General features: G+C 72.3%; 21 protein-coding genes and 1 tRNA gene. 3 read left to right on the plus strand and 19 right to left on the minus strand.

Annotated features, from left to right (window positions below; translation table 11 throughout):
* Positions 1–16 precede the first annotated feature (16 nt).
* The 17 genes from atpB to PUR56_RS09615 form a co-directional block, all read right to left on the minus strand.
* Positions 17–829 (minus strand): F0F1 ATP synthase subunit A, encoded by an 813-nt coding sequence (gene atpB / locus PUR56_RS09535; protein ID WP_329883018.1) that lies wholly within the window; start codon positions 827–829, stop codon positions 17–19.
* A 285-nt stretch (positions 830–1,114) separates the two neighbouring features.
* Complete coding sequence (locus PUR56_RS09540; RefSeq protein WP_329883019.1) at positions 1,115–1,558, minus strand: hypothetical protein; 444 nt, start codon at positions 1,556–1,558, stop codon at positions 1,115–1,117.
* Positions 1,559–1,849: 291 nt separating this feature from the next.
* Positions 1,850–3,211 (minus strand): MraY family glycosyltransferase, encoded by a 1,362-nt coding sequence (locus PUR56_RS09545; protein WP_329883020.1) that lies wholly within the window; start codon positions 3,209–3,211, stop codon positions 1,850–1,852.
* Positions 3,212–3,371: 160 nt separating this feature from the next.
* Positions 3,372–4,664 (minus strand): serine hydroxymethyltransferase, encoded by a 1,293-nt coding sequence (gene glyA / locus PUR56_RS09550; protein ID WP_329948547.1) that lies wholly within the window; start codon positions 4,662–4,664, stop codon positions 3,372–3,374.
* 161 nt (positions 4,665–4,825) lie between these two features.
* Positions 4,826–5,467 (minus strand): arsenate reductase/protein-tyrosine-phosphatase family protein, encoded by a 642-nt coding sequence (locus tag PUR56_RS09555; RefSeq protein WP_329883206.1) that lies wholly within the window; start codon positions 5,465–5,467, stop codon positions 4,826–4,828.
* Between the two features lie 29 nt (positions 5,468–5,496).
* Complete coding sequence (locus tag PUR56_RS09560) at positions 5,497–6,144, minus strand: L-threonylcarbamoyladenylate synthase (protein WP_329948548.1); 648 nt, start codon at positions 6,142–6,144, stop codon at positions 5,497–5,499.
* A 46-nt stretch (positions 6,145–6,190) separates the two neighbouring features.
* Positions 6,191–7,057, minus strand: coding sequence for a peptide chain release factor N(5)-glutamine methyltransferase (prmC, locus tag PUR56_RS09565; RefSeq protein ID WP_329883023.1), 867 nt, complete (start codon positions 7,055–7,057; stop codon positions 6,191–6,193).
* Between the two features lie 58 nt (positions 7,058–7,115).
* Positions 7,116–8,192 (minus strand): peptide chain release factor 1, encoded by a 1,077-nt coding sequence (prfA, locus tag PUR56_RS09570; RefSeq protein ID WP_329948549.1) that lies wholly within the window; start codon positions 8,190–8,192, stop codon positions 7,116–7,118.
* Positions 8,193–8,319: 127 nt separating this feature from the next.
* The gene (gene rpmE / locus PUR56_RS09575; protein ID WP_030057539.1) at positions 8,320–8,541 is read right to left on the minus strand and encodes a 50S ribosomal protein L31; all 222 of its coding nucleotides are present in this window, start codon (positions 8,539–8,541) and stop codon (positions 8,320–8,322) included.
* Between the two features lie 148 nt (positions 8,542–8,689).
* The gene (locus tag PUR56_RS09580; protein ID WP_329948550.1) at positions 8,690–9,955 is read right to left on the minus strand and encodes an LCP family protein; all 1,266 of its coding nucleotides are present in this window, start codon (positions 9,953–9,955) and stop codon (positions 8,690–8,692) included.
* Between the two features lie 181 nt (positions 9,956–10,136).
* A complete protein-coding gene (rho, locus tag PUR56_RS09585) occupies positions 10,137–12,263 on the minus strand; it encodes a transcription termination factor Rho (RefSeq protein WP_329948551.1) in 2,127 nt (708 codons plus the stop codon).
* A gap of 632 nt (positions 12,264–12,895) precedes the next feature.
* The gene (gene thrB, locus PUR56_RS09590; RefSeq protein WP_329883027.1) at positions 12,896–13,831 is read right to left on the minus strand and encodes a homoserine kinase; all 936 of its coding nucleotides are present in this window, start codon (positions 13,829–13,831) and stop codon (positions 12,896–12,898) included.
* 340 nt (positions 13,832–14,171) lie between these two features.
* Positions 14,172–15,269 carry a threonine synthase gene (gene thrC / locus PUR56_RS09595; RefSeq protein WP_329883207.1) on the minus strand — a complete coding sequence of 366 codons (1,098 nt, stop codon included), beginning with the start codon at positions 15,267–15,269 and terminating at the stop codon, positions 14,172–14,174.
* Between the two features lie 9 nt (positions 15,270–15,278).
* A complete protein-coding gene (locus tag PUR56_RS09600; protein ID WP_329948552.1) occupies positions 15,279–16,571 on the minus strand; it encodes a homoserine dehydrogenase in 1,293 nt (430 codons plus the stop codon).
* A 138-nt stretch (positions 16,572–16,709) separates the two neighbouring features.
* Entirely contained in the window at positions 16,710–18,104 is a 1,395-nt protein-coding gene (gene lysA / locus PUR56_RS09605) for a diaminopimelate decarboxylase (protein ID WP_329883029.1), read from the minus strand.
* 86 nt (positions 18,105–18,190) lie between these two features.
* On the minus strand, positions 18,191–19,852 hold the full coding sequence (gene argS, locus PUR56_RS09610) for an arginine--tRNA ligase (RefSeq protein ID WP_329948553.1): 1,662 nt from the start codon (positions 19,850–19,852) through the stop codon (positions 18,191–18,193).
* Between the two features lie 73 nt (positions 19,853–19,925).
* The gene (locus PUR56_RS09615) at positions 19,926–20,354 is read right to left on the minus strand and encodes a response regulator (protein WP_380358329.1); all 429 of its coding nucleotides are present in this window, start codon (positions 20,352–20,354) and stop codon (positions 19,926–19,928) included.
* 243 nt (positions 20,355–20,597) lie between these two features.
* Between PUR56_RS09615 and PUR56_RS09620 the strand changes: the two genes are divergently transcribed.
* Positions 20,598–20,669: transfer RNA gene (locus PUR56_RS09620), tRNA-Arg, on the plus strand.
* Between the two features lie 96 nt (positions 20,670–20,765).
* Entirely contained in the window at positions 20,766–20,954 is a 189-nt protein-coding gene (locus PUR56_RS09625; RefSeq protein ID WP_329948554.1) for a hypothetical protein, read from the plus strand.
* A gap of 50 nt (positions 20,955–21,004) precedes the next feature.
* On the opposite strand, the gene PUR56_RS09630 is transcribed toward PUR56_RS09625, so the two are convergent.
* Complete coding sequence (locus PUR56_RS09630) at positions 21,005–21,448, minus strand: MarR family winged helix-turn-helix transcriptional regulator (RefSeq protein WP_329948555.1); 444 nt, start codon at positions 21,446–21,448, stop codon at positions 21,005–21,007.
* Positions 21,449–21,537: 89 nt separating this feature from the next.
* Between PUR56_RS09630 and PUR56_RS09635 the strand changes: the two genes are divergently transcribed.
* Positions 21,538–23,232 (plus strand): FUSC family protein, encoded by a 1,695-nt coding sequence (locus tag PUR56_RS09635; RefSeq protein WP_329948556.1) that lies wholly within the window; start codon positions 21,538–21,540, stop codon positions 23,230–23,232.
* A 48-nt stretch (positions 23,233–23,280) separates the two neighbouring features.
* On the opposite strand, the gene PUR56_RS09640 is transcribed toward PUR56_RS09635, so the two are convergent.
* On the minus strand, positions 23,281–23,553 hold the full coding sequence (locus PUR56_RS09640; RefSeq protein WP_329883035.1) for a hypothetical protein: 273 nt from the start codon (positions 23,551–23,553) through the stop codon (positions 23,281–23,283).
* Between the last annotated feature and the right edge of the window lie 85 nt (positions 23,554–23,638).

Here is a 23,638-nt window from a genome sequence, read left to right on the forward strand (position 1 = left end):
GCCGGGGGCCCCAGGCTCAGTGCGCCTCTTCGAGGGCACCGGCGATGTAGCTGCTGGCCAGCATCACGAAGATGTAGGCCTGCAGGAACTGGACCAGCAGCTCGAAGGCGGTCAGCGCGATGGTCACGACGAAGGAGGCCGTGCCGTACAGCGCGCCCAGGGTCGGGCTGAGCAGGTACCAGGAGGCGATGGAGAACATCACGATCAGCAGGTGGCCGGCGAACATGTTCGCGAAGGCTCGGACCGCGAGCGTGAAGGGGCGCACGAAGATGTTCGAGAAGAACTCGATCGGCACCAGGATGAACATGACCCAGCCGGGGATGCCCGACGGCCAGCAGAGGTTCTTGAAGCCGCCGACGAAGCCGTGCTTCTTGAAGGTCAGCGTCATGTAGGTGAGCCACACGACGGCTGCGAGGCCGGCCGGGAAGGCGATCGCCGCGGTCACCGGGAACTGGGCGAACGGGATGATCGACATGATGTTCATCAACCAGATGAAGAAGAACATCGAGACGAGCATCGGGACGTACTTCTCGCCCTTCTTGCCGATCGTCTCCAGAACGATGGAGCGCTTGACGAAGTCGTAGCCGATCTCACCGACCAGCTGCAGCTTGCCGGGAACGAGCCGCGGCTTCGCGAAGGCGGCCCAGAAGAACAGAACGACCAGTACCGCAACGATCATCGACAGCAGCATCGGCTTGTTGAACTCGAAGCTGCCGATCGTGAAAATCGGCTCGAACTGGAACTCGTTCAGACCCGGGGCCGGGAAGCCGCAGCCAGCGTCCCCGAAGTGGCAACTGCCTGAGGCGAGGGACGTGAGTTCAGCACTCACCACGGACTCCTTCGTCGTGACGCATGGTTACGGCAACCTCGGTGTGTCGGCGTGGCCTGCGACCACGGAGCGGCACTGGAACTTGATGGGTTTCTCGCCGACCCCGCCCGGCAGTGCGCTGCACCGCCGCGGGATCATCGAAGACTGCGCGGATCCGGGGGGCGATCGGTCCGCCGTGCGGACAGACCTGGCCTCTTCCCGTACTCCGTTGTTGCGACGGACGATAGCAGCCCGTCAGCGCGGCATAAACACCGCCCCCCTCGTTGGGGGGACAGAGGGGCGCCGTCACTGTTGACGCCCCTTGTCGGACGGCTTGTTGCCCTTGTTTTCAGAGGCGTTGGGGTCGACGTAGAACATCTTCGCCTTCAGTGCGCCGCGCACCTGGAAACCCGTCCAGATGAGTGCGCAGCCGAGCAGCGTGAACGCGAAGGCCTGCCGGTTGAAGAGCTCGGTGTCCTTGAACACGGCCAGCACGATGCCGACCAGCAGGATCTGCGTCGTGTACACGAGCAGCGCCGCGGCCATCATGATGTGCGGGTTCGACCTGGTCAGCCGGTCGAGCGCGACCTGACCCGAGGTGAAGAAGGCCATCACCAGCAGCGTTCCGAAGAGGGCGCCGAGCAAGCCCTTGCCACCCGCGACTGCAAAGGAGATCGCCATGGCGAGGACTCCGGCGACCGCAGTGGGGATCGCGGCGCCTCGGAGGATCCGGGCGTCGTTGGACGGCATGTCGGCAACTCCGGCGGCATGTCGATGGCGGGGGGACGGGCACAGAACGTGATGGTGACACCGGACCGGAACCGCCGCGGACCGGCCGCTCTGCGGCGAGTCCGTCGAGGGAGACCGGCCAGGGACGGAAGTCATCCACCTGTGAGGTCTTTCGGCGTGTTCTCGGTACTCGTGAACGGTATCACAAACTATTTGATGAGAGCTTTACCATGAATGTGTGGTACCTGTCACACTGATGACCCAACAGTGCCGCCGAACGGGTGAGGCGGCTTGACAGGACGTCACTTCGCCCTACCGGCCGCGCCCGTGGCCGTGACCACGGCTTCCGGTCGCGGAGGAGCCCTTCGGCAGCCCCCCGAGCAGACGCTTGTCCTCGGCGGACAGCTCGGCCATCGGTTCGGTGGCGGACTCCGAGGCGGACTCGGCGGTCAGGGCCGTGCCCTCCTCCTCGCGCACCGCCGCCGGGGCGGGCTTCCGGCCCGCCGGACGGCGGCGGTAGCGCGGCGGGACGAAGGCCTGCACCGCGCGCGGGGCCCGCGGCCGGAACCGCGGGGTCAGCAGCACCACCAGGCCGACCAGGCAGAGCCCGGCCAGCATCAGCACCAGGGTGCGGCCGGTGTTGGTGACCGAGAAGGCGACGGTCCCGAAGGCGATCAGCGCGGCCCAGAAGTACATGATCAGCACGGCGCGGCTGTGCGAGTGGCCGACCTGGAGCAGTCGGTGGTGCAGGTGCCGCTTGTCCGCGGCGAACGGCGACTGGCCGGCCCAGGTGCGGCGGACCACGGCGAGCAGCAGATCCGCCAGCGGCAGCGCGATGACCGTCAGCGGCAGCAGCAGCGGGATGTAGATCGGCACCAGGGCGTGCACGGTGAGGGTCTGCGAACCCGTCTCGCTGGTGATCAGGTCGGGGTCGACCCGGCCGGTGATCGAGATCGCCGCGACGGCCAGCATCAGGCCCAGCATCATCGAACCGGAGTCGCCCATGAAGATCCGGGCCGGGTGCATGTTGTGCGCCAGGAAGCCCAGGCACATGCCGATCAGCAGCACGCTGAAGAGCACGGCGGGGGCGGCGTCACTGATCGTGTAGCCGTACCAGAGCCGGTAGGAGTACAGGAAGAAGGCCATCGCGGCGATGCAGACCATGCCGCCGGCCAGGCCGTCCAGGCCGTCGATGAAGTTCACCGCGTTGACCATGACGACGACCAGGGTGACCGAGATGACCATGCCCTGGGTGGGGCTGACCGCGACCGGGCCGGAGCCGGGCACCGGCAGGGTGATCACCGTGACGCCCTGCCACACCATCACGCCGGCGGCGATCATCTGGCCGCCCAGCTTCACCAGCGCGTCCACGCCCCACTTGTCGTCCAGCACGCCGAGCAGCCACATGATCCCGGCGCCGGAGAGCAGCGCGCGGATGTCGGTGCCCTGCGAGAACACCTTGCTCAGGTTGTCCAGCTGGGAGGCGACCAGGATGCCGGCGCAGAGGCCGCCGAACATCGCGATGCCGCCGAGCCGCGGGGTGGGTTCGCGGTGCACGTCGCGGGCGCGGACCGGGGGCATCGCCCCCGCCGCGATGGCGAACTTCCGCACCGGGCCGGTCAGCAGGTAGGTGACGGCCGCGGTGCAGAACAGCACCAGCAGATACTCACGCACCACTGGCCTCCTGCTGCACTGTCCGACGGGTGGGTACCGAAGGTACGCCCGTGCCTGTCCGGGGTTCGAGGTGCGTCGCCACGGCACACACCTTATTGAGTCGGACGCCGGGTGCGTGCATCGCGGTTCGCCCTACCGGGTAGGAGATCGGTTCATCCGGTCAGCGACGGCCCGCGAACGCCCCCGCCAGCTCCCGGACCCGCTCCCCCACCCGGACGTCCGTGCCCCCGGCGAGCAGCCGTCCGATCAGCCCGGCGATCTCCGTCAGCTCGCTCTCGCCCATGCCCTGGGAGGTCACCGTGCCGGTGCCCAGGCGGATGCCGGAGGCCTCGGACGGCGGCGCCGGGTCGTACGGCAGCGCGCACTTGCCGAGCAGCAGCCCGGCGACGGCGCAGCGCCGCTCCGCCTCGGCGCCGCTCACCCCGAGCGGGCCGACGTCGACCGTCACCAGGTGGGTGTCGGTCCCGCCGGTCAGTGGACGCGCCCCCGCCGCTTCGAGCCCCGCCGCCAGCACCCGCGCCCCCGCGACGGTGCGGTGCGCGTACGCGCGGTAGGCGGGCGTGGCGGCCTCGGCCAGGGCGACGGCCTTGCCGGCCACCTCGTTCATCGCGGCGCCGCCCTGGGTGAACGGGAAGACCGCCCGGTCGATCCGGTCGGCCAGCTCGGCGGTGGAGAGCAGCAGGCCCCCGCGCGGCCCCCGGAGCAGCTTGTGGGTGGCGGCCACGGTGACGTCCGCGTACGGCACCGGGGAGGGCGCCAGGCCCGCCGCGATCAGGCCGGTGGTCTGCGCGACGGTGGCGACCAGGTAGGCGTCCACCTCGTCGGCGATCTCCCGGAAGGCGGCCCAGTCCGGGTGCCGGGGGTGCGAGATGGAGCCGGCCACGATGGCCTTGGGGCGGTGCAGGCGGGCCAGTTCGCGGACCTGGTCGAGGTCGACCAGCCCGTCCTCGCGGCGCACCCCGTAGCCGACGAACTCGAACCACCGGCCGGAGAAGTTGGCCCGCGAGCCGCAGCTGAGGTGGCCGCCGTGCTCCAGCGACATCGCCAGCACCGCGTCCCCCGGCCGCAGCAGCGCCGCGTAGGCGGCCAGGATCGCCGAGGTGGCCGAACGCGGCTGGACGTTGGCGTGCGGCGCCGTGAACAGCGCGCGGGCCCGGTCGACGGCCAGCAGTTCGGCGGCGTCGGCCAGCGCGCAGCCGGTGTGGTGGCGCCGGCCCGGGTAGCCCTCGGCGTACTTGTCGATCAGCGGGCCGGCGAGCGCGGCCAGCACGGCCGGGCTGGTGAGGTTCTCCCCGGCCAGCAGCTGGATCGTCTCGGCCCGCCGCTCGGCCTCGGCGGCGAGCAGGTCGGCGATCTGGGGGTCGGCCCGGTGGAGGACCTCGTCGGGCGCCCCGGACGCCCACCGGCGCCCCGTCGTCTCGGTGGAACCGGTCGCGGCATCGGTGACGGTCATGGCGGGGCTCCCGGGCGCATGGGGCCACCTCCCGGTCGGAGGCCGGGAGAGGGTGAGGGTTCCTCCAGCGTAGGACCGGCCCCCGGGAGCGGCGCGGCGGCGCGGGCCGGGATGCACCCGCCCGGGCGCCCGGACGGTCACGGCCTACGGGGCCGCCCTGCTCAGTAGCGCGCGGGAACCCCGGTGAGCGCGGTGACCACCGGGTCGACCGCGTGGAATATCTCCTCGCCGCAGTTGCGGAACATGCCGATCGGCGCGCCGTACGGGTCGTGCACCTCGTCCGACTCGGGGGTGGCGGCGAGCAACCAGCCGCGCAGCGAGGCGGCGGCCCGGACCAGCGCGCGGGCGCGCTCGGTCACGTCGGCGCCGCGTCGCGGGTCCGGGAGGGTGCCGGGGTCGATCGTCCGGACCAGGCGGGTGAACTCCTTCATGGTGAAGGTGCGCAGGCCGGCCTCGTGCCCCATCGAGATGACCTGGGCCCGGTGGTCCAGGGTCGCGGTGAGCACCAGGTCGGCCTCGACCACGTGTTCGTCCAGCAGCTCACGGCCGGTGAAGCCGCCGCTGTCGGCGCCGTACTCGTCCAGCACCGTGGCGGCGTGGTCCTCCATCGGTGCGCCCTCGTGGCCCCAGGTGCCGGCCGACTCCACCAGGATGCGGCCGGCCACCCGCGGGTTCAGCCGGGTGTCCAGCTCACGCCTGGTGAGCCGCTCGGCGATCGGCGAGCGGCAGATGTTGCCGGTGCACACGTACAGGATCCGGAAGTGGTCCAGCGGCCTGGGGCCCACGGCCAGGTACGGCGATATGCCGGGCCCGGCATGGAGGGAGGCGGCCGTCAACTGCCGGCCTCCAGGTCGGGGACGACCTCCCTCAGCTGCTCGGCGGTGATCGCGCCGGCCCGCAGCAGCACCGGGACCTTGCCCGTGACATCGACGATCGACGAGGCCTGCGCGTGGTCGGCCGTGCCGCCGTCCAGGTAGACCGAGATGGCGTCGCCGAGCTGCTGCTCGGCCTCGCCACAGGTGGACGGCGACGGCCCGCCGGTCCGGTTGGCGCTGGAGACCGCCAGCGGGCCGGTGGTGTTCAGCAGCTCGATGGCGACCGGGTGCAGCGGCATCCGGACGGCGACCGTGCCCCGGGTCTCGCCGAGGTCCCAGCGCAGCGAGGGCTGGTGCTTGGCGACCAGGGTGAGCCCGCCCGGCCAGAACGCGTCGACCAGCTCCCAGGCCTGCTCGGAGAAGTCGGTGACCAGCCCGTGCAGGGTGGTCGGCGAGCCGACCAGGACGGGTGAGGGCATGTTGCGGCCGCGGCCCTTGGCGGCGAGCAGGGCGGCGACGGCCTCCGGCGAGAAGGCGTCCGCACCGACCCCGTAGAGGGTGTCGGTGGGCAGCACGACGAGTTCGCCCCGGCGGATGGCAGAGGCGGCCTCGCGCAGGCCCGTCGCGCGGTCCCCTGCGTCGGCACAGTCGTAGCGGCGGCTCATCGGTGCGGTCCCCTTCCGAGACAACTCATCACGTGGACGGACGCGGTCACAGCGACGCCTTGCGCGCCGTGGTGAATCGCGGCCGGTTGTTCAGATCGCGGTGGTCGGCGGTGTCGGTCCAGCCGGCTTCCTCGTTGAAGATCCACGGGACCTGGCCGCCCTGGGTGTCGGCGTGCTCGATCACCACGGCGCCGCCCGGGCGCAGGAGCCTGGCGGCGACCCGCTGGATGCCCCGGATGGTGTCCAGGCCGTCCTCGCCGGAGAAGAGCGACATCTGCGGATCGTGGTCGCGGGCCTCCGGCGCGACGTACTCCCACTCGGTGAGCGGGATGTACGGCGGGTTGGAGATGACCAGGTCGAAGCGGCCGTCCCAGCCGTGGTCGCCCTCGAAGGCGCGGGTGGCGTCACCCTCGTGCAGGGTGATCCGGGCGCGGTCGGGCGAGGCCCCGATGTTGCGCCGGGTATACGGCAGTGCGCCCTCGTCGAGCTCGAAGGCGTGCACGGTGGAGCGCGGCAGCTCCTGCGCCAGGGCGAGCGCGATGGCGCCGGATCCGGAGCAGAGGTCGACCACCAGCGGCTCGGCCACGTCCATGTCGCGGACCGCGTCTATGGCCCACTCGACCACGGACTCGGTCTCCGGCCGGGGTACGAAGACACCGGGGCCGACCGCCAGCTCCAGGTAGCGGAAGAACGCCCGCCCGGTGATGTGCTGGAGCGGCTCGCGCGCCTCCCGCCGGGAGACGGCCTCCCAGTAGCGGGCGTCGAAGTCCGCGTCCTTGACCGTGTGCAGTTGGCTGCGCTTGACGCTGTGGACGTGTGCGGCGAGCTCCTCCGCGTCGAAGCGCGGCGACGGCACGCCGGCCGCGGCCAACCGCTGGGTGGCCTGGGCCACCTCGGCGAGTAGCAGGTTCATCCGTACGACCTCTTGCTTCCGCTCTCCGGCCTCGACGTCGGTCTCGCTGCCGCAGGTGTCAGTTCTGTTGGGCCGCGGCCAGCTTGGCCGCCGCGTCCGTGTCGACGCAGGACTGGATCACCGCGTTCAGGTCGCCGTCCAGGACCTGGTCCAGGTTGTACGACTTGAAGCCCGTGCGGTGGTCCGAGATGCGGTTCTCCGGGTAGTTGTACGTCCGGATCCGCTCGGAACGGTCCACCGTGCGGACCTGGCTGCGACGGGCGTCCGAAGCCTCCCGCTCGGCCTCCTCCTGCGCGGCGGCCAGCAGCCGCGAACGCAGGATGCGCATCGCCTGCTCCTTGTTCTGGAGCTGGCTCTTCTCGTTCTGGCAGGAGGCCACGATACCGGTCGGCAGGTGGGTGATCCGGACCGCGGAGTCGGTGGTGTTGACCGACTGCCCGCCGGGGCCGGACGAACGGTAGACGTCGATCCGCAGGTCGTTGGCCACGATCTCGACCTCGACCTCCTCCGCCTCGGGGGTGACCAGCACGCCGGCCGCCGAGGTGTGGATGCGGCCCTGCGACTCGGTGGCCGGCACGCGCTGCACGCGGTGCACGCCGCCCTCGTACTTCAGCCGGGCCCAGACGCCCTGACCGGGCTCGGTGCTGCCCTTGGTCTTGACGGCGACGGAGACGTCCTTGTAGCCGCCGAGGTCGGACTCGTTGGAGTCGATGATCTCGGCCTTCCAGCCGATCCGCTCGGCGAAGCGCAGGTACATCCGGAGCAGGTCACCGGCGAAGAGCGCCGACTCCTCGCCGCCCTCACCCGCCTTGATCTCCAGGATGACGTCCTTGTCGTCGTTCGGGTCGCGCGGGACCAGCAGCAGCCGCAGTTCCTCGGTCAGTTGCTCCCGGCGGGCCTCGGAGTCCTTCACCTCGGCCAGGAACTCCGGCTCCTCGGCCGCGAGTTCACGGGCGGCCTGGATGTCCTCACCGGCCTGCTTCCACTCCCGGAAGACCCGGGTGATCGGGGTCAGCTCGGCGTACCGCTTGGCCAGCTTGCGCGCGTTGGCCTGGTCGGCGTGGACGGACGGGTCGGCCAGCCTCGTCTCGAGGGCGGCGTGCTCGACGAGGAGCTCTTCGACTGCCTCGAACATGGGGTGGCCTTCTTCCCGGGGTGTGGGTGGGTGGGATCGCTGAGGCTGCGGGGGGACGCGAACGGCGCCGGTCCCCAGCGCCCCCGGAACGAGTACGGGGGCGCCGGGAACCGGCGCCGAGGGAGCGCTAGGCCTTCGCGCTGTGCTGCTTGCCGAAGCGGGCCTCGAAGCGGGCCACGCGGCCACCGGTGTCGAGGATCTTCTGCTTGCCGGTGTAGAACGGGTGGCACTGCGAGCAGACCTCGGCGCGGATCTCGCCACTGGTCTCGGTCGAGCGGGTGGTGAACTCGGCGCCGCAGGTGCAGGTCACACGGGTGACCACGTACTCGGGGTGAACGTTGGGCTTCAAGGGGTTCTCCTAGGTTCGGGAGGGCACCGGGTCGGCGGCTGGGACGCCGCACGTGAACCGGGACCGACGGACCAGTCTGCCAGGACGGGTCGCTTCTTCCCAAACCGGGGCGCGTTCCGGGATATTCCGGGCCCCCGGCCGGGCGCGTTCACCGCCGTGCGGGAGCCGTCGGGACGGTCCCGGTGGCGGCCCCGGTGGCGGTCCCGGTCGCGGTCCCCGCGGGGGCACCGGCGGGAGCCGTCGCAGGGGCGGTGGCCGTGGCACCGGGCGCCTTGGCGCGGCCGGTGGGGCCGGTGGGGCCGGTGGCACCGGTGGGGCCCTTGACGGGGGCCTTGGGGGCGCCGGTGGGGGTGGCCGTGGGCGTGGCCTGCGCCGGGTTCTGCGGCTGCGCCACGACGACCGCCGACGGCAGCGGCCGGTCGCCCTTCAGGGCAGCCCAGACCTGGTCGGCCTGCGGCTGCTGCTGGACCACCCGGTCCGGGTCGCTCGGCGCGGTCACCACGGGCAGGGTGACCATGGTGAGCCGGTCCGGCCCGATGCCCTTGAGCTCCTCGGCGAGCCCGACGAGGGAGTTGACCGAGGCGAGCGCGGAGTCGGTGGTGATGCTGCGGGTCAGGGTGTCGCCGGTCGACCAGAGCTTGGCCGGGTTGGTCAGCAGCCCCGCCCCGCCGGCCTGGTCGAGCAGTGAGCGCACCATCTGCTTCTGCAGCTCGATCCGGCCGAGGTCGCTGCCGTCCCCGACGCCGTGCCGGGTGCGGACGAAGGCCAGCGCCTGCTCGCCGTCGAGGCGGTGCTCACCGGGCGGGAGGTCCAGCCCGCTGTCCTTGTCGCGGATGGCCACCGCGGTGGTCACGGTGACCCCGCCGATCGCGTCCACGACCCGGGCGAAGCCCTCGAAGTCCACCTCGACGTAGTGGTCCATCCGCAGCCCGCTGATCTGCTCCGCGGTCTTCACCGCGCACGCCGCGCCCCCGGTCTCGTACGCGCTGTTGAACATCGCGCGTTTCGCCGCCGGGGCGGTCCGCCCCCCGGCGTCGGTGCACTCGGGGCGCGGGACGAGGGTGTCGCGGGGTATCGAGACCACGTCGGCGCGCGAGTGGTCCTGGTTGACGTGCACGACCATCGCGGTGTCCGAGCGCGCCGTGCCGTCGGCGTCGCCGCCGGCCAGGCCGCCGTTGCCGCCGGCGCGCGAGTCCGAGCCCAGCACCAGCAGGTTGAACGACCCGTCGGTGGCCGTGGGCGGCCGGGAGGTGCCCAGCCGGGCGTCGATGTCGACGCTCCTGATGTTGGCGTTCAGCCGGTGGTACGCGTAGCCGGCCGCTCCGGCCCCGAGGACGACGAGCGCGGCGAACGCACACGCGGCCACGCGCAGGAGCCTGCGGCGGCGGTTCGGAACCCTCTTGTGCTCGGCCATACGATCCAGAATAAATCGGACAAGATGCCGTAAAGACCTCAAGATGTCCCGACTCTGGAACAAACCACCGAAATGGATCTTCCCGACAAACCTCCGGAGACCCCGCAGCCCCCGGAACACGACGAACCCCGGCCCGCTCGCGCGGGCCGGGGTTCCGTGTCGAGAAACCGTCTCGCGACGGTCAGTCGCCGGACCCGGGGGTCGTCTTGGCGATCTGCATCAGGAACTCGGCGTTGGACTTGGTCTGCTTCATCTTGTCCAGCAGCAGCTCGATCGCCTGCTGCGAGTCGAGCGCGTGCAGCACCCGGCGCAGCTTCCAGACGATCGCCAACTCCTCGCTGCCGAGCAGGATCTCCTCCTTGCGGGTGCTGGAGGCGTCCACGTCGACGGCCGGGAAGATGCGCTTGTCCGAGAGCTTCCGGTCGAGCTTGAGCTCCATGTTGCCGGTGCCCTTGAACTCCTCGAAGATCACCTCGTCCATCCGCGAGCCGGTCTCGACCAGCGCGGTGGCCAGGATGGTCAGCGAGCCGCCGTTCTCGATGTTGCGCGCGGCGCCGAAGAACTTCTTCGGCGGGTACAGCGCGGTCGAGTCGACACCACCGGACAGGATGCGGCCGGAGGCCGGCGCCGCCAGGTTGTAGGCACGGCCCAGACGGGTGATCGAGTCCAGCAGGATCACCACGTCGTGGCCCAGCTCCACCAGGCGCTTGGCGCGCTCGATGGCCAGCTCCGCCACCGTGGTGTGGTCCTCCGCCGGGCGGTCGAAGGTCGAGGAGATGACCTCGCCCTTCACCGACCGCTGCATGTCGGTGACCTCTTCCGGACGCTCGTCGACCAGGACGACCATCAGGTGGCACTCGGGGTTGTTGTGGGTGATCGCGTTGGCGACCGCCTGCAGCACCATCGTCTTACCGGTCTTCGGCGGCGCGACGATCAGACCGCGCTGGCCCTTGCCGATCGGCGACACGAGGTCGATGATCCGGGTGGTCAGCACGCCCGGGTCGGTCTCCAGACGGAGCCGGTCCTGCGGGTACAGCGGGGTGAGCTTGTTGAACTCGGGGCGGCCGCGGCCGCTCTCCGGGTCCATCCCGTTGACGGAGTCCAGCCGCACCATGGCGTTGAACTTCTCGCGGCGCTCGCCGTCGCGCGGCTGACGCACCGCACCGGTGATGGCGTCGCCCTTGCGCAGGCCGTTCTTGCGGACCTGGGCGAGCGAGACGTAGACGTCGTTCTGGCCCGGCAGGTAGCCGGAGGTCCGCACGAACGCGTAGTTGTCGAGGATGTCCAGGATGCCCGCGACCGGGATCAGGACGTCGTCCTCGCCGACCTGCGGCTCGGCCGGGCCGGCCTCGAAGCCCTCGCGGCGGCTGCTGCCACGGCCACGGCGGTCGCGGTAGCGGCCGCGCCGGCCACGGCGCCCGTCGCCGAACTCGTCGTCGTCGAAGCCGCCCTGCGGCTGCGCCTGCTGCACCTGCTGCGGCTGGGCCTGCTGGCCGCCGCTCGGGCGGCTCTGCTGGCTGTCGCCCTGGGTGCTCTGGGCACCCTGCTGCTGGGGGCGCTCGGTACGGTCCCGGCGGTTGCGGCGGTCGCGGCGCGACTCGCGCCCGTCGCCGTCCTGGCCGGCCTGGGCCTCGCCGGCCTCCTGGCGGCCCTCGCGCTCGCCGGCCTCGCGGCCACCGCGGCGGTCACGACGGTCGCGGCGGGTCTCGCTGCGACCCTCCTCGCGGTTCTCGAAGGCGCGGGCGCCCTCGGGGCGGGCCTCGGCCTGCTTGGCCTCGGTCGCCACGGCGGCGGGCGCCTCGGCGGCCTCGGCCACCGGGGCGCCGGCGGCCGAGGTGGCCCGGCGGCGGGTCCGCTCGGTCCGGGCGGGCGCGGCGGTCTCGGCGGCGGCCTGGACCGGGATCTCGATCTGGGCCTGCGCCTCGGCGGCGGCGGCGGGGGCCTCGGCCGCAGCAGCGGCGGCGGCCTTGGTGCGGCGGGCGGGCTTCTCGGCCGGCTCGGCGGCCTCGGCCTTGGCGGCGCGCTTGGCGGCCGGAGCGGCCGCGGCGGCGGTCCCGGCGCCGGCGCCGGCGAGCAGCGGGTCTCCGCCGCTCTTCTCCTTGATGGTCTCGATCAGCTGGCTCTTGCGCATGCGTCCGGTACCGGTGATGCCAAGGTCCGCGGCGAGCTTCTGCAGCTCGGCCAGGACCATGCCGTCCAGGCCCGCGGCAGCGGTACGACGGCGTCGCGCCGGAGCCGCGGGGGCGGCGGCTGCGTCCGACGCCTCGGCGTCCGGGCGCGCGCCCATCAGATCGGTGGTGTCGCTCACTAAGGGTCCTTCCCTGGAGCGGACGTCGGCCTGTCTGGCTCGGCGACCGGTTGTGCTGTCCTGACCAACGCTCGTCTGCGTCGGTCCGAGGCGGTGATCCCCCGGATGGCGGTGTGCCGGTCGGGGGAGAGCTGCGAGGTGCGGTGCATGAAGCACGGTGGTGCTGAGTGGCGTGGTGGAACGGTCGAACGTCGACCCGCCCCCAGCCTTCGGCCGGGTGGTACCCCCACCCCAGCTTTCGGCGGGGAGATATCCCCACGCTGCCTGCGAATCCCGGGCCCCCGTCGCGTGACGGTGGCCCGTGCTCCGCCCGTCCTGTGCCTCAAGGTGGGAGGCCGCGGGTGGGAGTCAGGTGCCGTCACGGCTTCGGGATGCGGCCGCAAGTCGCGCAGGCAGGCTGCGTACGCGCTGCGGTGGGCTCCCGGAGAATCGTCGCCCCGTATATCGCCGGGACTCCGCTGGTGCGGAGTGCTGGGATCGGGACGCGGCGCACCTAGCCCCGGAGGGCACCTGGTGCAGCAATGAGGTTAACACTACCGACCCCCTCAGACATTCCCCAGCCTTGCGCTTGCCAATCGTGTCCGGACGGCCCGGCTCCGGCGCACCGGTCCGGGCCCGCTCCGAACGGGTGCTCAGACGTCGAGCGGGAGCACCGTGGCCCCGGTCCGGTCGAGCTCCAGCCGGTGCGCGGCGAACACCGGGCCGCCGGAACCGTGGCCCTCGGCGAAGGACAGGACCTTCTGCACGCCCGCCTCGTCGGTGAGCGCGAGCACGGTCGGACCCGCGCCGGAGATCACCGCGGCGACGCCCTCCGCGCGGAGTGCGCCCACCAGGGCGGCGCTGTCCGGCATCGCGGAGGCCCGGTAGTCCTGGTGCAGCCGGTCCTCGGTGGCGGCGAGCAGCAGCTCGGGCCGCCGGGTCAGGGCCTCGACCAGCAGCGCGGCGCGACCCGCGTTGACGGCGGCGTCGGCCAGCGGGACGGTCTTCGGCAGCAGGCCGCGGGCGGTCTCGGTGAGCACCTCGGTGGCCGGTACGAAGACCACCGGGACGACCTGGTCGGAGGGCTCCAGGGCGACCGCCCGGGCGGTGTCCTCCTCGGTCCAGGCCACCGTGAAGTTGCCGCGCAGGCAGGCCGCGACGTTGTCCGGGTGGCCCTCCAGCTCGGAGGCGAGGGCGAGCAGGGCGTCGTCGTCCAGCGCGGACGGGCCGCCGATGGTGACGGCGCGGGCCGCCACGATGCCGGCGCAGATCGCGGCGGACGACGAGCCCAGGCCGCGGCCGTGCGGTATGCGGTTGGCGCAGACCACTTCGAGGCCGCGCGGCTGGCCGCCGAGACGGTCGAAGGCGGCGCGCATCGAGCGGACCACGAGGTGGCGCTCGTCGCGGGCCAGGCTGTCGGCACCCTCACCGGCGATGTCGACGGAGAGCCCGGAGTCGGAGACCCGGACGACCACGTCGTCGTACAGACCCAGCGCGAGTCCGAAGGCGTCGAAGCCGGGGCCGAGGTTGGCACTGGTCGCGGGGACCCGGACCCGGACGGCGGCGGCACGGAACGCAGGACCGGCCATGCGGTGGACTCTCCTGGGGAAATCGGGCGGCGCGAAGCGCGTCGGTGCGAGGGTGGGAGGGGGCCGCGGGCCCCGGCCGGGGCGGTCGGTCACAGTCGATGGTGCGGCTCCCGCGGTGGGGCCGGACCCGGGGCATGTGCCACACGGCCGGACCCAGAGTATCGAAGAGAGGTTCCACAGCGGTACACCCCGTGGGCCTTCCGTCTGGTGTGTTGCCGGTTCTGGCCGGAATCCATGCCGGAATCGGATCGGAATGCGCCGTGGAATTGACACAAAAGTGTCAGTCGAGAACGACGCAGGGCCGACCCCCGAAAGGGTCGGCCCGGCGTTCGGTCGCGGGTCAGTCGAGCAGGCCGAGGCGCTGCGCGGCGGTCTCCGGGTCGATCGGGACGATCTGCGGCTGCGGCGCGCCGGCCACCGCCCAGTCCGGGTCCTTGAGGCCGTTGCCGGTCACCGTGCAGACGATCCGCTGGCCCGGGTCGACCAGGCCGGCCTCCGCCTTGGCCAGCAGACCGGCCACCGAGGCGGCCGACGCGGGCTCCACGAAGACGCCCTCCTGCGAGGCCAGGAGCCGGTAGGCGGACAGGATCTGACGGTCGGTCACCTTGTCGATCAGGCCGCCCGACTCGTCCCGCGCGGCGAGCGCGTAGTCCCAGGATGCCGGGTTGCCGATCCGGATCGCGGTGGCGATGGTCTGCGGCTTGAGCACCGGGGCGCCGTCCACGATCGGGGCGGAGCCGGCGGCCTGGAAGCCCCACATCCGCGGGGTGCGGGCGGCCAGGCCGTCCGCCGCGTACTCGCGGTAGCCCTTCCAGTACGCGGTGATGTTGCCCGCGTTGCCGACCGGCAGGACGTGGATGTCCGGCGCGTCGCCGAGCATGTCGACGATCTCGAAGGCCGCGGTCTTCTGGCCCTCAATGCGAACCGGGTTCACCGAGTTGACCAGCGCCACCGGATACTTCTCGGACAGTTCACGCGCAAGGGTGAGGCAGTCGTCGAAGTTCCCGTCCACCTGAAGGATCTTGGCGCCGTGGACCAGCGCCTGGCCCATCTTGCCGAGGGCGATCTTGCCCTGCGGGACCAGCACCGCCGACACCATCCCGGCCCGCACCGCGTAGGCGGCGGCGGAGGCCGAGGTGTTGCCGGTGGAGGCGCAGATGACGGCCTGGGCGCCGTCCTCCTTCGCCTTGGAGATGGCCATCGTCATGCCGCGGTCCTTGAAGGACCCGGTCGGGTTGGCGCCCTCGACCTTGAGGTAGACCTCGCAGCCGGTGCGCTCGGAGAGCACCTGGGCGGGAACCAGCGGGGTGCCGCCCTCCAGCAGCGTGACCACCGGGGTGGCCTCGCTGACCGGCAGGCGGTCCCGGTACTCCTCGATCAGGCCGCGCCACTGGTGGGTGTGGGTGCCTCTGGCCGCGTTCTCGGCAACGCCGCTCATCATCTGTTCCTACTCCCCTTCGACCCGCATGATGCTGGCCACGTCGCGCACGCTGTCCAGTGCGCGGAGCTTGTCCACCGTCGCCGACAGGGCGGCGTCGGTGGCCCGGTGGGTGACCACGACGAGCGAGGCGTCGCCGTCGCGGCCCTGCTGGCGCACGGTGTCGATGGAGACCCCGTGCTCGGCGAAGACCGACGCGACCTGGGCGAGCACGCCCGCGCGGTCGTCGACGTCCAGGCTGACGTGGTAGCGGGTGACCACCTCGTCCATCGGCTTGGCCGGCAGCTGCGTGTACACCGAGTTGCCGGGGCCGGTGGCACCGGCGAGCTTGTTGCGACAGACCGCGACCAGGTCGCCGAGGACCGCCGAGGCGGTCGGCGCGCCGCCCGCGCCCGGGCCGTAGAACATCAGCCGTCCGGCCGCCTCGGCCTCGACGAACACCGCGTTGTACGCCTCGCGGACGGACGCCAGCGGGTGCGACAGCGGGATCATCGCCGGGTGGACGCGCGCGGTGACCGACTCGCCGTCGGCCGCCCGCTCGCAGATCGCCAGCAGCTTGACCACGCAGCCCATCTTCTTGGCGGAGGCGATGTCGGCGGCGGTCACCTCGGTCAGGCCCTCGCGGTAGACGTCCGCCGCGGTCACCTTGGTGTGGAAGGCGATGCCGGCCAGGATCGCGGCCTTGGCGGCGGCGTCGAAGCCCTCCACGTCGGCCGTCGGGTCGGCCTCGGCGTAGCCGAGCGCGGTGGCCTCCTCCAGCGCCTCCGAGTAGCCGGCGCCGGTGCTGTCCATCTTGTCGAGGATGAAGTTGGTGGTGCCGTTGACGATGCCCAGCACCCGGTTCACCCGGTCACCGGCCAGCGACTCGCGCAGCGGGCGGATCAGCGGGATCGCACCGGCCACCGCGGCCTCGTAGTAGAGGTCCACGCCGGCCTCGGCCGCCGCCGCGTGCAGTTCGGTGCCGTCCTTGGCGAGCAGCGCTTTGTTGGCGCTGACCACCGAGGCGCCCTGCCGGAACGCCGACAGGATGAGGTGTTTGGACGGCTCGATGCCGCCCACCACCTCGATCACCACGTCGATGTCGCCCCGGTTGACCAGGGCCTCGGCGTCGGTGGTGATCAGGTGGTCGGGCACGCCCGGCCGGGGACGGCCCGCCCGGCGGACCGCGACACCGACGAGCTCGACCGGCGCGCCGATGCGCGCGGCGAGGTCGGCGGCGTCTGTCGTCATGATGCGCGCCACCTCGGAGCCCACCACACCACAGCCCAGCAACGCCACCTTCAGCGGCCGCGTACGCATCATCCGACTCCGCTCTGCATTCATCGTGCTTCGGTTCGTCCGGCGGGATTTCATGCCCCCGCCGGACCTTCGGTCCGTACCAGTCTCCGGGACTTTCCGTACGGATCTACGGTCGTTCCATGATCTGAGACAAGGATTTCGTCATCCGATATCGAGACGCAGGAGATCCTCCTCCGTCTCGCGCCGGACGATCACCCGGGCCGCACCGTCCTTGACGGCCAGCACGGGAGGCTTCAGGGCGTGGTTGTAGTTGCTCGCCATCGAACGGCAGTAGGCGCCGGTGGCGGGCACCGCGATCAGGTCGCCCGGGGCCAGGTCGGCCGGCAGGAAGGCGTCCCGGACGACGATGTCGCCGGACTCGCAGTGCTTGCCGACCACCCGGACCAGCATCGGCTCCGCGTCGCTGGTGCGCGACACCAGGGCCACCGAGTACTCGGCGTCGTAGAGCGCGGTCCGGATGTTGTCGGACATTCCGCCGTCCACGCTGACGTAGGTCCGCAGGCCCTCCAGCGGCTTGACGGTTCCCACCTCGTACAGCGTGAAGGCGGTCGGGCCGACGATCGCCCGGCCCGGCTCGACCGACAGCCGCGGCACCCGCAGGCCGGAGGCGTCGCACTCGCGGCGGACGATGCCGGCCAGCGCGGCCGCGATCTCGGCCGGCTCGCGCGGGTCGTCGTCGCTGGTGTAGGCGATGCCGAGGCCGCCGCCGAGGTCGATCTCGGGCAGCTCGACACCGTGCTCGTCGCGGATCTCCGCCAGCAGGCCCACCACCCGGCGGGCGGCCACCTCGAAGCCCGCGGTGTCGAAGATCTGCGAGCCGATGTGCGAGTGGATGCCGCGCAGCTCCAGGCTCCCGCCGTGGGCGAGGACCCGGCGGACCGCCTCGGCGGCCGCGCCGCCGGTGAGCGAGAGGCCGAACTTCTGGTCCTCGTGCGCGGTGGCGATGAACTCGTGGGTGTGCGCCTCGACGCCGACCGTGACCCGGATCAGCACCTGCTGGCGCACGCCCTGGCGGGCGGCGATCGCGGCGAGGCGCTCGATCTCCTCGTAGGAGTCGACCACGACGTGGCCGACGCCCGCCTTCACGGCCTGCTCCAGCTCGTGGACGGACTTGTTGTTGCCGTGCAGCGCGATCCGCTCGGCGGGCATCCCGGCGCCCAGCGCCACCGCCAGCTCGCCCGGGCTGCAGACGTCGAGGTTCAGCCCCTCCTCGTGCAGCCAGCGCACGACCGCCTTGGAGAGGAACGCCTTGCCGGCGTAGTACACGTCCGCGTCGTCGCCGAAGGCGTCCCGCCAGGCGCGCGCCCGGGAGCGGAAGTCGGCCTCGTCCAGGACGTAGGCCGGGGTGCCGAACTCGGCCGCGATCCGGTTGACGTCGAGGCCGGCGACGGTGACGACGCCGTCGGCGCCGCGGGCGACCGTCTCCGACCAGACCTTGGGGTCGAGCGCGTTCAGGTCGGCCGGCGGGGCCTGGTAGTGGCCCTCGGGGAGCACGTCACCGTGCCGGGGGCCTGCGGGGTGTGCGGAGCGACTCATGTCCCTTGTGTCCTTGACCTATGGCGAGGGGCGGCGACGGTCCCCGTTGACCGTCCGCCGCCCCCGCTGTGCGCTTGGGGGTGGTGCTACATCCGCTCGGGCGCCGTCACGCCCAGGAGCGTGAGGCCGTTGGCCATGACCGTGCGGGTGGCCTCGACCAGCCAGAGCCGGGCCCGGTGCGTGTCGTTGAGCTCCTCGTCGCCCTTGGGCAGGAACATGCAGTTCTCGTACAGGCGGTGGTACTTGCCCGCGAGGACCTCCAGGTACCGCGCGACCCGGTGCGGCTCGCGCAGCTCGCCCGCCGTGGCCAGGACCTTCGGGAACTCGCCGAGGACGCCGAGGATGTCGTTCTCCCACTGGGTGGCGAGCAGCTCGGGTTTGAAGTCGGCGGCCGCGCCCTTGTCGACGCCGAGCTCGACGGCCTTGCGCGCGACACCGCACATCCGCGTGTGGGCGTACTGGACGTAGTAGACCGGGTTCTCGTTGGTCTGGCTGGTCAGCACGTTGATGTCGAGCGTGATGGTGGAGTCGGTGGGGGTACGGCCGAGGGTGTAGCGGGCCGCGTCCACGCCGATCCAGTCGACGACGTCGTCGATCGTGATGATGTTGCCGGCCCGCTTGGACATGCGGACCTCCTCGCCGTCGCGAATCATCTTCACGAACTGGCCGATCTTGACCTCGATGTTGCGGTCCATGTCGTCGCCCGCGCAGGCCGCGATGGCCTTGAGGCGGTTGACGTAGCCGTGGTGGTCCGCACCCAGCATGTAGACCGAGACCTCGGAGCCGCGGTCCCGCTTGGAGAGGTAGTACGCGGCGTCGGCGGCGAAGTAGGTGGTCTCGCCGTCGGCCTTGACCAGGACGCGGTCCTTGTCGTCACCGAAGTCGGTGGTGCGCAGCCAGATCGCGCCGTCCTGGTCGAAGACGTGGCCCTGCTCGCGCAGCCGCTCGATGGCCTTCTCTACGGCGCCGGAGTCGTGCAGCGACTTCTCCGAGAACCAGACGTCGAAGTGGGTCCCGAACTCCTCCATCGAGCGCTGGATCTCGGCCACCATGAGCTTGAGGCCCTCGACGCGGAAGGCCTGGAGCTGCTCGGCGTCGGGCAGGTCGAGCACGCCCGGGACGCCGTCCACGATCGCCTTGGCGATGTCCGCGACGTACTCGCCGACGTAGCCGTCCTCCGGCACCGGCAGCCCGTTGGCGGCGGCCTTCAGCGAGCCGGCGAACTTGGAGATCTGCACGCCGGCGTCGTTGAGGTAGTACTCGGTGGTGACGTCGGCGCCGGTGGCGCGCAGCACCCGGGCCAGCGAGTCGCCGACGGCGGCCCAGCGGACGCCGCCGATGTGGATCGGGCCGGTCGGGTTGGCGGAGACGAACTCCAGGTTGATCTTCAGGCCCTTGTGGGCGTCGTTGTGCCCGTACGTGGCGCCGGCCTCGACGATGGTGCGGGCCAGCTCGCCCTGGGTGGCGGCGTCGAAGGTGATGTTCAGGAAGCCCGGCCCGGCGATGTCGACCTTGGCGACCCCGGGCAGCTCTCGCAGGCGGGCGGCCACCAGGTCGGCCACGGCTCGCGGCGGCCGGCCGGCCGACTTCGCGAGCTGGAGGGCCACGTTGGTCGCGTAGTCGCCGTGGTCCCTGTTCTTGGGCCGCTCGACCGTCACGTGCTCGGGCACGGCGACGGCCAGCTCGCCCGCCTCGACGGCGGCGCTCACTGCGGCCTGGACTGCCTGGGAAAGCTCTGCGGGGGTCACGACGCCAAGCGTAGGCGAGGTGGGAGGGGCGTCCGCCACTCGGTTTGCCGGTCGAGACGCCCGGGCGCCGTGCTCAGCCCCGATCGATACCGTCTGTTCGCTGAGGGCGAAATCCAGCCGCCTCCCCGGCGCCGTCGCCCAGCTCCCTCAACCGCCGCACCAGCGCGACCAGGTCCGCCGGATCGAAGGGCTTGCCCAGGTAGCCGTCCACCCCGACCGACTCCCCCAGGTCCAGGTCCGCCGGCGTGCAGGCGCTCACGATCGCGATCGGCAGCCGCCGCGTGCCCGGCGCCGCCCGCAGCCTGGCCGCCGTCCGCAGGCCGTCCAGCCGCGGCATCACCACGTCCAGCGTCACCACGTCGGGCTTCACCCGGCGGACCACCTCCAGGCACTCGGCACCGTCGGCGGCGGTCACCACCTCGAAGCCCTCAAGCTCCAGGTTGACCCTGATCAGCTGACGGATCACCTCGCTGTCGTCCACCACGAGGACCCGCCCGGACACTCCCGACACCTCACCGAGGGTATCGGCGGGCCCGCCGCCCCGTCCGGCCTTTCCGCACTTCCGCTCCCCCCTGGCCGCCCCCTGTCCGCCCCCTCCCGCCCCGCCGACCCCACCGGTCCCCCGACCCGTCACCCCGCCTCCCGCCCGACCCCCCGTCCGACCTCCTGCGAAACCCGTGCACGGAGCACGGCCGGAGCCTGGTAATGTTCTCCACGTCGGAGCGAAGGCGACGACAACAAGCAGGCCCCCGTAGCTCAGGGGATAGAGCACCGCCCTCCGGAGGCGGGTGCGCAGGTTCGAATCCTGCCGGGGGCACTTCGCAAGAAGTGCTGAACAGGCCCAGGCCAGCGGTAAGTTACCGCAGGACTGGGCCTGATTCGTTTTCAGGACGCGCGGTGGGGCGGGGGCTTCATGGGCAGGCGCCGCTACGTGGCCAGGGGCGTGCCGGGCGGCTACCGGATCCGGGACAACAAGGTGCAGCGGTGGTGGGGTGACCACTACGAGCTCTGCCCGGACGACCTGCTCGTCGAGCTGAACGGCGCGGCGGACCCGGCCCGGCTCACCGCCCTGCTCAAGCGGTACCGGTCCCTGAAGCGCTAGTCGGGGCCGCTCCGGGTGGGGTGCGGATCCGGGTGGGCGGTCGGGGCCTGTCAGGGCCGGTCGGCGGTGTCGGCGAGGCGGTCCATCAGACGCGCGGCGAGGCGGAGGACCTCGCGTTCGGTCTCGGTGAGGGCCTCCAGGGCGTCCGCCAGCCAGGCGTCCCGGCCCGCCATGTCGTGGGCCAGCGCGGTACGGCCGTCCGCGGTGAGGTGGAGGACGGACTGGCGGCGGTCCCGCTCGTCCGGGACCCGGCGGAGCAGGCCGTCGCGCTCCAGTTCGGCGAACACCCGGGTGAGCGACTGCGGCTGCTGGTGGTCGGCCGCGGCGAGTGCCCCCGGCGACATCGGGCCGTACCGGAGCAGGTGCCCGAGCACGCTCAGCTTGTTCAGGCTGAGGCCCTCCCCCGCACGCTCGGACCGCAGTCGGCGGGCCAGTCGGGTGGTGCCCTGGCGGATCTCCGCCGCCTCGCTGAGCCATGGCTGGTCGATCTCCATATTGCTACGCTAACACTTACCACTTTGCGTGGGAGAACTCCGTCGGTTCCTCGGTCAGCGTCAGCAGGCAAGGGAGAAATCCGTACGTGATGAGTAAGTATTTCTCCGGGTTACGCCGGGCCGTCCGCTTCGACCCGGGGCTGCTGCTGCTCCGCGAGACCGCCGTCACCACGGCCGCCATGCTGGCCGCCTACGGCTCCGCGCTCCTGATCGAGCACCTCGCGCACCTGCGGGTCGACGTGGTCGTCCAGGCCGTGGTGCTGGCGGCCACCGCCGCACGGGTCCAGCTCACCGCCGACCGGTACGACCGGCTGCTGGGGCTCGCCGTCCTGCCGGCCGCCGCCGCGGGCGCCGCCGAGGTCGGGCGGCTGATGACCCTCCACCCGAACCTCGGCGACGTCCACTTCACCCTCGGGACGGCGCTGCCGATCTGGGTCCGCCGGTTCGGCCCGCGAGCCGGGCGGGCGGGCGGCCTGCTGGTGCTGCCGCTGATCGCCCTGCTGGTCATGCCGCCGGACGCCGGGCCGCTCCCCGGCCACGACCACACCCTGTGGGTCGCGTTGATCGCGCTGGTCTCCGGCGCCTGGGTGGCCACGGCCCAGGCCGTCGCCGTCCGGACCGGGCTGGTGCCCGCCCCCGTCCGGCCGCCCGCACCGGCCCCGGAACCGGCCGACCCGGGCGGCACGGCACCGGAACCCCGACCGGCGGCCCGGTGGCGGCCACTCGTCCACACCCGGATGGCCCTCCAGATGGCGGGCGCCGTGGGCGGGGCGTTCCTCGCCGGGCGGGCCGTCTGGCCGGACCACTGGGCCTGGGTGGTGCTCACCGCGTTCATCGTGTGCAGCGGCGCGCGCGGCCGGGCCGACGTCCTCTTCAAGGGACTGCTGCGGGCGGTCGGCGCGGCTGCGGGCACGGTCGTCGCCACGGCCGTCGCGGGCTCCTTCGGCCCGCACGAGGACGCCGCCGTCGTGCTCATCTTCGCGGTCCTGGCGCTCGCCACCTGGCTGCGCGAACTCAGCTACGCCTACTGGGCCGGGTGCGTCACCGCCGTGCTCTCGCTGCTGTACGGGTGGTTCGGCCAGGGCTCGGACGACCTGCTGCGCACCCGGCTGGCGGCGATCGGCCTCGGCGCGGCCGTCGGCATCGCGGCGGCCTGGCTGATCCTCCCGCTCCGGACCCGGGACGTGCTGCGGCGGCGCACCGCCGACGCGCTGGCCGCGCTGACCGACCTGCTGGGTGTCGCCGGTACCGACCGGCCCGCCCTGCTGCGCGGCCGGGCGCGGTTCGCGTACGGCGTCGAGCAACTCGGGCTGATGGCCCGCCCGCTGCGGGCCGAGCGGAGCGCAGGCCGGCTGACACGGCGGCTGACCGGGCGTGGGGGCGGGCGTGGGGGCGGGTCGCCGGCCGACCGGCCCTACCGGGCGGACGTGGTGGACGCCGTCAGCGCCTGCGAGGCCCCGCTGCGCGTGCTGGTGGACGGGGCGGTAGCCGACCCGGCGCTCTGGTCGGATCCCCGGGTGGCCCGGCTCAACCGGGCGGTGGCGGCGAACACCGCGGCGGTCCGGCGGTCGATCGGACGCCGTCCCGGACCGGGCTACCAGGCGGTCCGCGCACGGATCCCCCGGCAGGCCGGGGCGGCGCCGACGGGCACTCCCGAGCAGCTGCGGATGCTGGCGGCGCTGCTCACCGTCGACGACGCGCTCGGCACCATGGCCGGCGTGTTCGGCGACCCGCCTCCGGCTCCGCCCGAGGACGGGGGCGGCGGCGAGCCGGGGGCCTCCTGACGCTCCACCCCGCCGGAGGACTCCGACGGGGCGAGGAGGGCGGTTCGGTCAGCGGGGTATGCGGTGGCGGCCCCGGGGGTTCTGTCGCTGGTCGGGGATCGGATTGCTCTCGGGGCTGAAGTGGCCGGCCTGGCGGGCGATCCAGGCGTATTCGGTGGTGCCGTCGGGGTGGTGGCGCAGTTCCCAGCGGCCGTGGCGGGTGATGGGGGGTGGGGGTGGGGTGTCCTCGATCCGCAGGCTCGTGACCACGCCGACGACGACGGTCGCGAGGGCGAGGGCGAGGAGGACGGCGAAGGCGGTGGCGACGAGGTAGTCGGTCATCGGAGGTATCCGAGGTGGTGGGCGAGGCTTTCGAGGAGGTCGCGGGCCTGGGCGCGGGTGAGGGGGACGGCGAGGTGGTCGCCGG

Source organism: Streptomyces sp. BE303 (assembly GCF_036290945.1).
GTDB lineage: Bacteria > Actinomycetota > Actinomycetes > Streptomycetales > Streptomycetaceae > Kitasatospora.

Excerpts from the sequence above, each read along its gene's own strand:
- PUR56_RS09630 (WP_329948555.1), bottom strand. The coding sequence starts at position 21,448 with ATGGAGATCGACCAGCCATGGCTCAGCGAGGCGGCGGAGATCCGCCAG.
- lysA (WP_329883029.1), bottom strand. The coding sequence starts at position 18,104 with ATGAGTCGCTCCGCACACCCCGCAGGCCCCCGGCACGGTGACGTGCTC.
- PUR56_RS09635 (WP_329948556.1), top strand. The coding sequence starts at position 21,538 with ATGAGTAAGTATTTCTCCGGGTTACGCCGGGCCGTCCGCTTCGACCCG.
- PUR56_RS09625 (WP_329948554.1), top strand. The coding sequence starts at position 20,766 with ATGGGCAGGCGCCGCTACGTGGCCAGGGGCGTGCCGGGCGGCTACCGG.
- prfA (WP_329948549.1), bottom strand. The coding sequence starts at position 8,192 with ATGTTCGAGGCAGTCGAAGAGCTCCTCGTCGAGCACGCCGCCCTCGAG.
- PUR56_RS09580 (WP_329948550.1), bottom strand. The coding sequence starts at position 9,955 with ATGGCCGAGCACAAGAGGGTTCCGAACCGCCGCCGCAGGCTCCTGCGC.
- thrC (WP_329883207.1), bottom strand. The coding sequence starts at position 15,269 with ATGAGCGGCGTTGCCGAGAACGCGGCCAGAGGCACCCACACCCACCAG.
- prmC (WP_329883023.1), bottom strand. The coding sequence starts at position 7,057 with ATGAACCTGCTACTCGCCGAGGTGGCCCAGGCCACCCAGCGGTTGGCC.
- glyA (WP_329948547.1), bottom strand. The coding sequence starts at position 4,664 with ATGACCGTCACCGATGCCGCGACCGGTTCCACCGAGACGACGGGGCGC.
- thrB (WP_329883027.1), bottom strand. The coding sequence starts at position 13,831 with ATGGCCGGTCCTGCGTTCCGTGCCGCCGCCGTCCGGGTCCGGGTCCCC.
- PUR56_RS09560 (WP_329948548.1), bottom strand. The coding sequence starts at position 6,144 with ATGAGCCGCCGCTACGACTGTGCCGACGCAGGGGACCGCGCGACGGGC.
- PUR56_RS09600 (WP_329948552.1), bottom strand. The coding sequence starts at position 16,571 with ATGATGCGTACGCGGCCGCTGAAGGTGGCGTTGCTGGGCTGTGGTGTG.
- PUR56_RS09640 (WP_329883035.1), bottom strand. The coding sequence starts at position 23,553 with ATGACCGACTACCTCGTCGCCACCGCCTTCGCCGTCCTCCTCGCCCTC.
- PUR56_RS09540 (WP_329883019.1), bottom strand. The coding sequence starts at position 1,558 with ATGCCGTCCAACGACGCCCGGATCCTCCGAGGCGCCGCGATCCCCACT.